The organism is Streptomyces sp. NPDC059455 (assembly GCF_042750115.1).
Classification (GTDB): domain Bacteria; phylum Actinomycetota; class Actinomycetes; order Streptomycetales; family Streptomycetaceae; genus Streptomyces; species Streptomyces endocoffeicus.
The window spans coordinates 58,195-65,086 of sequence record NZ_JBHYVB010000043.1; the positions used below are offsets into that span (position 1 = coordinate 58,195).

General features: G+C 71.7%; 7 protein-coding genes. 6 read left to right on the plus strand and 1 reads right to left on the minus strand.

What is annotated here, in order from left to right; genetic code table 11:
- Nucleotides 1-17 precede the first annotated feature (17 nt).
- Both ACFXB5_RS17920 and ACFXB5_RS17925 read left to right on the plus strand, forming a co-directional pair.
- Complete coding sequence (locus ACFXB5_RS17920) at nucleotides 18-1,115, plus strand: helix-hairpin-helix domain-containing protein (protein WP_385208583.1); 1,098 nt, start codon at nucleotides 18-20, stop codon at nucleotides 1,113-1,115.
- Nucleotides 1,116-1,364: 249 nt separating this feature from the next.
- Nucleotides 1,365-2,258 carry an esterase/lipase family protein gene (locus ACFXB5_RS17925; protein WP_385208549.1) on the plus strand — a complete coding sequence of 298 codons (894 nt, stop codon included), beginning with the start codon at nucleotides 1,365-1,367 and terminating at the stop codon, nucleotides 2,256-2,258.
- Between the two features lie 99 nt (nucleotides 2,259-2,357).
- On the opposite strand, the gene ACFXB5_RS17930 is transcribed toward ACFXB5_RS17925, so the two are convergent.
- Nucleotides 2,358-2,774 carry an organic hydroperoxide resistance protein gene (locus ACFXB5_RS17930; RefSeq protein ID WP_385208552.1) on the minus strand — a complete coding sequence of 139 codons (417 nt, stop codon included), beginning with the start codon at nucleotides 2,772-2,774 and terminating at the stop codon, nucleotides 2,358-2,360.
- Nucleotides 2,775-2,894: 120 nt separating this feature from the next.
- Here ACFXB5_RS17930 and ACFXB5_RS17935 point away from each other — a divergent pair, with 120 nt between their 5' ends.
- The 4 genes from ACFXB5_RS17935 to ACFXB5_RS17950 all read left to right on the plus strand — a co-directional run bounded on the left by ACFXB5_RS17935 (nucleotide 2,895) and on the right by ACFXB5_RS17950 (nucleotide 6,645).
- A complete protein-coding gene (locus tag ACFXB5_RS17935; protein WP_385208555.1) occupies nucleotides 2,895-3,446 on the plus strand; it encodes a MarR family winged helix-turn-helix transcriptional regulator in 552 nt (183 codons plus the stop codon).
- 121 nt (nucleotides 3,447-3,567) lie between these two features.
- Entirely contained in the window at nucleotides 3,568-4,956 is a 1,389-nt protein-coding gene (locus ACFXB5_RS17940) for an MFS transporter (RefSeq protein ID WP_385208559.1), read from the plus strand.
- A 142-nt stretch (nucleotides 4,957-5,098) separates the two neighbouring features.
- Complete coding sequence (locus ACFXB5_RS17945) at nucleotides 5,099-5,995, plus strand: MBL fold metallo-hydrolase (RefSeq protein ID WP_385208562.1); 897 nt, start codon at nucleotides 5,099-5,101, stop codon at nucleotides 5,993-5,995.
- A gap of 26 nt (nucleotides 5,996-6,021) precedes the next feature.
- Complete coding sequence (locus ACFXB5_RS17950) at nucleotides 6,022-6,645, plus strand: TetR/AcrR family transcriptional regulator (protein ID WP_385208565.1); 624 nt, start codon at nucleotides 6,022-6,024, stop codon at nucleotides 6,643-6,645.
- Nucleotides 6,646-6,892 lie beyond the last annotated feature (247 nt).

Consider the following 6,892-nt stretch of genomic DNA (forward strand, 5'->3'; position numbering starts at 1 on the left):
CGACCCGCCTGATGGACATGGCCCTGCCGGGCGGCGGCCGGGCCGTGGGCCCGGAGCGGGCGGGCGAGGTGCCGCATGTGCTGTACGTGCGGTTCCACCCCGCGCCCGGGGAGGACGTCTACCAGGGGCTGCTCACCCTGCTCGGCGAGCTGACGCCCGTCGTCGAGGCGCTGCCGCCCGACGCCGCGCTCGCGGATGTGCGGGGCGCGCTGCGGTACTTCGGGCGGGACGCGGCGGGGCTGGCCGAGATCGTACGGGTCCGGGCGCTGGCCCGGTACGGCGTGGACTGCACCGTCGGCGTCGCCGCCAACCCCCTGCTCGCGCGCATGGCCGCCCACGAAGCCCACGAAGCCCAGGGGGCTCGGGGCGCTCAGGAGTCCGGCGCTCCCGGGGGCGGTCGGTCCGGGCGTACGGCCGGGGCCGTCCGTACCGTTCCCGGCGATCCGGACGCCGTCGCCGCGTTCCTGGCCCGTAAGCCGCCCATCGCCCTGCCCGGGGTGGGGCCCGCGACCGCGCGCGCCCTGAGCGCGTACGGGCTGGACAGCGCCGCGCGGATCGCCGCCGCGCCGCTGTCCACCCTCCAGCGGATCCTCGGCGCGGCGACCGCGCGCCGTGTCCACGCCTGGGCGCGCGGTATCGACCCGGCGCCGGTCACCCCGAACGCCCCCGCCCGTGCGATGGGCGCCGAACACCGCTTCCGCCGCGACGAGTTGGACCCCGTCCGCCGTCGCCGCGCGCTGCTCACCCTCGCCGACGGGCTCGGTGTCCGACTGCGGACGGGTGGGCAGGTGGCCGCCGCGATCAGTCTCACCGTCCGTTACGCCGACCGCTCCACGACCACCCGCACCCGCACCCTGACCGAGCCGACCGCCCACACCCCGGCGCTGACCGCCGCCGCGTACGCGCTGCATGACGCGCTCGGGCTGCAGCGGGCCCGGGTGCGGTCCGTGGCGCTGCGCGTCGAGGGGCTGACGGACGCCGGACTCGCCTCCCACCAGCTGACGTTCGACCCCGCGGATGAGAAGTCACGTCGGCTGGAGGCCGCCGCCGACCGGGCCCGCGCCCGCTTCGGCGTCTCCGCGGTCCGGCCCGCCGGGTTTCTCGACGTGGCGTAAGTTTCTCGACGTCGCGTAAGCCGCAGGTCCCACCAGTCCCACTGGTTTTCCCCACTTCGCGTAACCCGGCGCATTCCTGGACGTCCCGTGAAAAGCGTGTAAACGTTCCTTCACTGACGAATGGCTGGATGGCTTTGCTACTCGCGCGTAATTTCGAGTGAGCGCACCACTCTTGTGATCCGGATCGCAGGCGCAGCGCAAGCGCACCGTCAGCGCGACTCTCTCCCCCACCAGCGAGGAGTTCATGTGATGCTGCCCTGGAGGCGTATCCGGCGAATCCGGAAGACCAAGACCCGCACCTTACTACCCGCCCTGGCCCTCGCGGTCGCGGCGACCGCGGCCACCCCCACCGCCGCGCTCGCCACGGACACCGCGTCGGAGGCGGTGAGCAGCGGCTGGAACGACTACTCCTGCAAGCCATCGGCCCAACACCCCCGCCCCGTCGTCCTGGTGCACGGCACCTTCGGCAACTCCGTCGACAACTGGCTGGGCTTCGCCCCCTACCTGGTCCAGCGCGGTTACTGCGTCTTCTCCCTCGACTACGGCCAACTGCCCCTCGTCCCGCTGTTCCACGGCCTGGGGCCGATCGACCAGTCGGCCAAGCAGCTGTCCGCCTATGTGGACCGGGTGCTCGCCGCCACCGGCGCCGCCAAGGTCGACATGGTCGGGCATTCGCAGGGCGGGATGATGCCCCGCTACTACCTCAAGTTCCTCGGTGGCGCCCCGAAGGTGAACGCCCTGGTCGGCATCGCCCCCACCAACCACGGAACCACCCTGTCCGGGCTGACGAAGCTGCTGGACTACTTCCCCGGAGCCGGCGACATCATCGCCAAGGGCGCTCCGGGGCTGATGGACCAGGTGGTCGGCTCGGACTTCCTGCGGCGCCTCAACGAGGGCGGCGACACCGTCCCCGGAGTGCGCTACACCGTCATCTCGACCAAGTACGACGAGGTCGCCACGCCCTACCGGGCGCAGTTCCTGTCCGGTCCGAACGTCAAGAACGTGGTGATCCAGGACCTGTGCGCGACCGACATCTCCGAGCACGTGACCATCGGGCTGACCGACGGTCTGGCCTTCCATGAGGTCGTCAACGCCCTCGATCCGGAACACGCCACGCCGACGACGTGTGCGTCGGACGACTGACACCTCCGTCATGCATGGCGCGCCCTGCCTCGGTCCGTACGAGCAGGGCGCGTCGCCCGTCGGAGGATCCGTTACCCGTTACCCGTTACCCGTTACCCGTTACTCGGCGATGAGCTCGACCTCGATGTTGCCCCGCGTCGCCTTGGAGTACGGGCACACCTGGTGCGCCTGCTCGACCAGCTTGCGGCCGGTCTCGTTCTCCAGCTCGTCCGGCAGCTCGACGCGCAGCGTCACCTTGAGCCCGAAGCCGTCGTCCGCCGCGTCCTTGCCGATGCCGACCTCGGCGGTGACGGAGATGTCCTTGGTGTCGACCTTGGCCTGGCGGCCGACGAGGCCGAGCGCGGACGCGAAGCAGGCGGCGTAGCCCGCGGCGAACAGCTGCTCGGGGTTGGTGCCCTTGCCGTTGCCGCCGAGGGCGGGCGGCATGGCCAGCGGCAGGTCGAGCTGTCCGTCGGAGCTCACGGCCCGGCCGTCGCGTCCGTTGGCCGTGGCCACCGCGGTGTAGAGCGCGTCCATGAAGACCATCCCTTTCGTGTTCCGGCAGTCGGAGGGAGGTGGGGGCTCGGGGTGCCCCGCCTCCGGGCAGAAGTAGATCACACAATTAAGTTGTGCACAACTAAAGGGTACGCTGGAGGCATGTCACACCAGTCCGACCGCACCACCGACAGCGCTGCTGACCACGGCACCGACCGCGGCACCGACCGCGAGGCCGACCGCGAGACCGCCCCCGAGTCGCGGCCCTCCGACGAACTGCTCCGGCTCGATCGGCAGCTCTGCTTCACCCTGCACGCCGCCTCCCGCGCCTTCGACAGCCTCTACCGCCGGGTGCTGCGCGACACGGGGCTGACCTATCCGCAGTACCTGGCCATGCTGGTGCTCTGGGAGTACGGGGAGATGCCGGTCAAGCGGCTGGGGGAGTACCTGCGGCTGGATTCCGGCACCCTTTCCCCGCTGCTCAAGCGGATGCAGTCGGCCGGACTCGTCCAGCGCGAGCGCAGCGCGCACGACGAGCGCTCGGTGACGGTCCGGCTCACGGCGGAGGGGGCGGCGCTGAAGGGGCGCGCCCAGGGCGTACCCCTGGCGGCGATCGAGGCCAGCGGCCTCGGCCTGGAGGAGGCGGTGGATCTCCAGGCGAGGGTCCGGCGACTGACGGCGGCCCTCGACGCGGCGCTGGCCGAGGAGATGTGAGTCGCCGGCACCTGGACCTTTTTCGGTGAAAGACCGGTGGAAGAGGTGAGCTGTCCCACATTTGGATTGTTCGATCCGTAATTCATTGACGTTCGCGTGATGCCGGAGTACGGATTGCGGCATGAACGATCCACAATTCGTCGCGGGCGGTGCGACTCGCCCTCGCACAGCGCCCGCAGACGGGCCCGGTACCGGCCCTCCGACCCTGAGCCGGGCGACGGTGCTACTGCTGGCCGTGGTGTGCGGCGCGGCGGTGGCGAACATCTACTACGCCCAGCCATTGCTGCCCGTCATATCGCGGGCGCTCGGGGTGTCCCAGGGAGCCGGCGGCCTGGTGATCACCGTCTCGCAGATCGGCTACGCGCTCTCGCTGGCGCTGCTGGTACCCCTGGGCGACGTACTGGAACGGCGCCGTCTGGTGACCGTGCTGCTGGGCCTGAGCGCACTCGCGCTCCTCGGCGCGGCGGCGTCCCCGTCGCTCGGGCTGCTGCTCGCCGCGATCGCGGTGATCGGGGCGACCTCCGCGGTGGCGCAGATCGTGGTGCCCATGGCCGCGTCGCTGGCGCCGGACCACCAGCGCGGGTCGGCGGTGGGCACGGTGATGAGCGGACTGCTGATCGGGATCATGATCGCGCGTACCGTCGCCGGGGTGCTCGCCCAGATCGGGGACTGGCAGCTGGTGTTCGTCTTCGCCGCGGTCCTGATGGCGGCCCTGGCGGTCATCCTGCGCCTGGTCCTGCACCCCGTCCCGCGGTCGGAGAGCAGCACCTATCCCGAGCTGCTGCGGTCGGTGCCGGCGCTGGTGCGTGGCGAATCGCTGCTGCGCAGGCGGATGGCCCTGGCGGCGGTCGGCATGGGCTGCTTCACCGTCCTGTGGACCGCGTCGTCGTTCCTGCTGGCCGGCCCGCCGTACGAGTTCGGCCCCGCCGTCATCGGCCTGTTCGGTCTGGCCGGGGTCGTCGGAGCCGCCGCGGCGGCGAAGGCCGGCCGGCTCGCCGACCGCGGACACGGCCGTCGGGTGACCACGGGCGGACTGGTCCTGCTGGCGGCCAGCTGGCCCGTGCTCGCCGTCGCCGGTGTGGGCGGGCCGAGCGGCCTGATCGCGCTGACCGTCGGCATCATCGCGCTCAACCTCGCCCAGCAGGCCCTGTTGATCAGCCACCAGAGCGCGATCTACCGCCGGGTCCCGCACGCTCGGAGCCGCGTGACGACGGCCCTCATGGTGTCCGCGTTCGCCGGGGCCACCGTCGCCTCGGCGCTCACCGCGGCGCTGTACCCGCTCGTGGGGTGGCTGGGCGTGAGCGCGCTCGGCCTGGTCATCGCACTGGCCGGGGCCGGCGTCTGGATTCTGGAGCTGGTCCACCCCAGCCCCGCCGAACCGCCGGCTGTCCCGTCTTCGGCTGTCCCGTCGGCGACCGTCCCGTCTCCGGCCGCCCCGTCGGCGGCCGTGCGGCACCCGGCAGGCGCGAGCCGTGTGAGCCCGTGCCGTGAGGAGGCCGGTTGTGCCTGAGATCCACCGAGTCCGCGCCGGAGCCGGACGTCCATGCCGAGGCGAGCCCCACGCGAGCCCCCTGAGCGGACCACCCACCACCACGTACGGCACACCCGAACACGAAAGGCGCGACCCCGTGGCAACGCATGAGCGGTACACCATGACCAAAAGCGTCGAGGGCGGCGGCGACTCGGGATTCCGGCTCCCCGCCATCTGGATACGCACCCTGGGCGAACTCACCTTGAGCTACGTTCCGGACGCGGGCGTCGACATGATCCCGACCCGGGTCTACCCGGCCTCCGCCGAGGAGGACTGGCACGCGCACCGCGCGCACATGACCGAGGCGGGCCATCTGCCCATGGGATGCGGGGCGCTGCTCGTCGAGCGGTGCAGCACCCGCCTGCTCATCGACGCCGGGCATGGCCGCATATCGGGCGAGGAACTGGAGCACTTCCAGCACGCCTTCGGCCATGTGCGGGACCTGCCCGAGTCGCTGGCGACCCTCGGCGTGGACCCGGCCGAGCTGGAGACGGTGGCCTTCACCCACTTCCACGGTGACCACACCGGGTGGGCCCGGCCCGACGCGGTCGAGGATCCGCGGAGCCTCTTCACGAAAGCGCGCTGGATGGTCGGCAAGGGCGAGCTGGAGAGCGCCCCGCCCGGGACCGGCCCGATACTGGCCGGCCAGGACGAACGCACCGTGGTCGTGGCCGACGGGACCGAGATCGCGGACGGCGTCCGCGCGTGGTCCCTTCCCGGGCACACCCCCGGGCACACCGCCTGGATCCTCGACACCGGCGACGGCCGGGAGGTCGTGGCCTTCGGCGACGCCATGCACTCACCGGTCCAGGTCCAGCACCCGGACTGGGAAGTCGTTCTCGACACCGACCGGAACCAGGCCGAACGGTCGCGGCGCCGGCTCGTGGACTACCTGGCTCGGGACGGGGTCTACGGCTTCGGTGTCCACTTCGCCGACCAGCAGTTGGGAACCGTCGACGGCTCCGGCCGCTGGCGCCCCTGGAACGACGCGACAGACGCTTCGAGTAAACTGGACTGATCGTTCCTTTATGGAGGAGGTACGCCGTGTCCCCCGCCGGCCGCCCCCGCGCCTTCGTCATCGAGGGCGTCCTGGAAGCCGCGATGCGGCTGTTCTGGGAGCAGGGCTATGAAGCGACATCGATGGCCCAGCTCCGGGAGGCCACCGGCCTGTCCTCGGCAAGCCTCTACGGTGCGTTCGACTCGAAACAAGGGCTGTTCGAGCGGGCGGTGGAGCACTACCTCGCCGGGCCGGGCCGCGTCACCGACATCGTCGGCGACGAAGCTCTGAGCCCGCGCGAGGCCATCGCCCGGATGCTGCACGGATCCATCGACATGCAGACCGACACCTCCCATCCGCGCGGCTGCCTCGTGGCCCTGTCGGGTACCGTCCGGGCCCCCGGGGACGACGAAGCCGCGGTGCGCCGGACAGTGGCGGCGCGCCGTGCGCTGGACCGGGCACGGATCAGAGAGTGCGTCGTCCGTGGCGTCGCGACGGGAGAACTCGCCGAAGAAACCGACGTGGACGGCTTCACATCCATGATCCACGGCTTCCTGCTCGGCGTTTCCACGCAGGTGTGCGACGGCGTGCCCGCCCGGGATCTGCATGCCGCGGCGGACGCCGTCCTCGCCGCCTGGCACGCACCGTCCGCGCGGCCGGTCGGCACGTAGGCGAGCCGGTCCCGGGGGGTGCCGTCATCCTCCCCGGGACCGACTCCGTCCGGTCGGCCGTGAACGCCTAGGCGTGAACGCCTAGGCGTCAGCGGCACCGTGGGGGTGTCCGGCGGATCTTGGCGCCTGCGGCGCGCTGTTCCCCTCCCGCCCCTTCCCTCAACTGGGGCTCCGCCCCAGACCCCGCTCCTCAATCTCCCCCAGCTACCGCTGGGAGGTGCCCCCTGGAGGGGCTGGAAGGCGAGGC

What these genes read in the sequence shown, in the direction of transcription:
- ACFXB5_RS17920 (WP_385208583.1), top strand. Translation starts at nt 18, where the DNA reads ATGGCCCTGCCGGGCGGCGGCCGGGCCGTGGGCCCGGAGCGGGCGGGC.
- ACFXB5_RS17925 (WP_385208549.1), top strand. Translation starts at nt 1,365, where the DNA reads ATGCTGCCCTGGAGGCGTATCCGGCGAATCCGGAAGACCAAGACCCGC.
- ACFXB5_RS17930 (WP_385208552.1), bottom strand. Translation starts at nt 2,774, where the DNA reads ATGGACGCGCTCTACACCGCGGTGGCCACGGCCAACGGACGCGACGGC.
- ACFXB5_RS17935 (WP_385208555.1), top strand. Translation starts at nt 2,895, where the DNA reads ATGTCACACCAGTCCGACCGCACCACCGACAGCGCTGCTGACCACGGC.
- ACFXB5_RS17940 (WP_385208559.1), top strand. Translation starts at nt 3,568, where the DNA reads ATGAACGATCCACAATTCGTCGCGGGCGGTGCGACTCGCCCTCGCACA.
- ACFXB5_RS17945 (WP_385208562.1), top strand. Translation starts at nt 5,099, where the DNA reads ATGACCAAAAGCGTCGAGGGCGGCGGCGACTCGGGATTCCGGCTCCCC.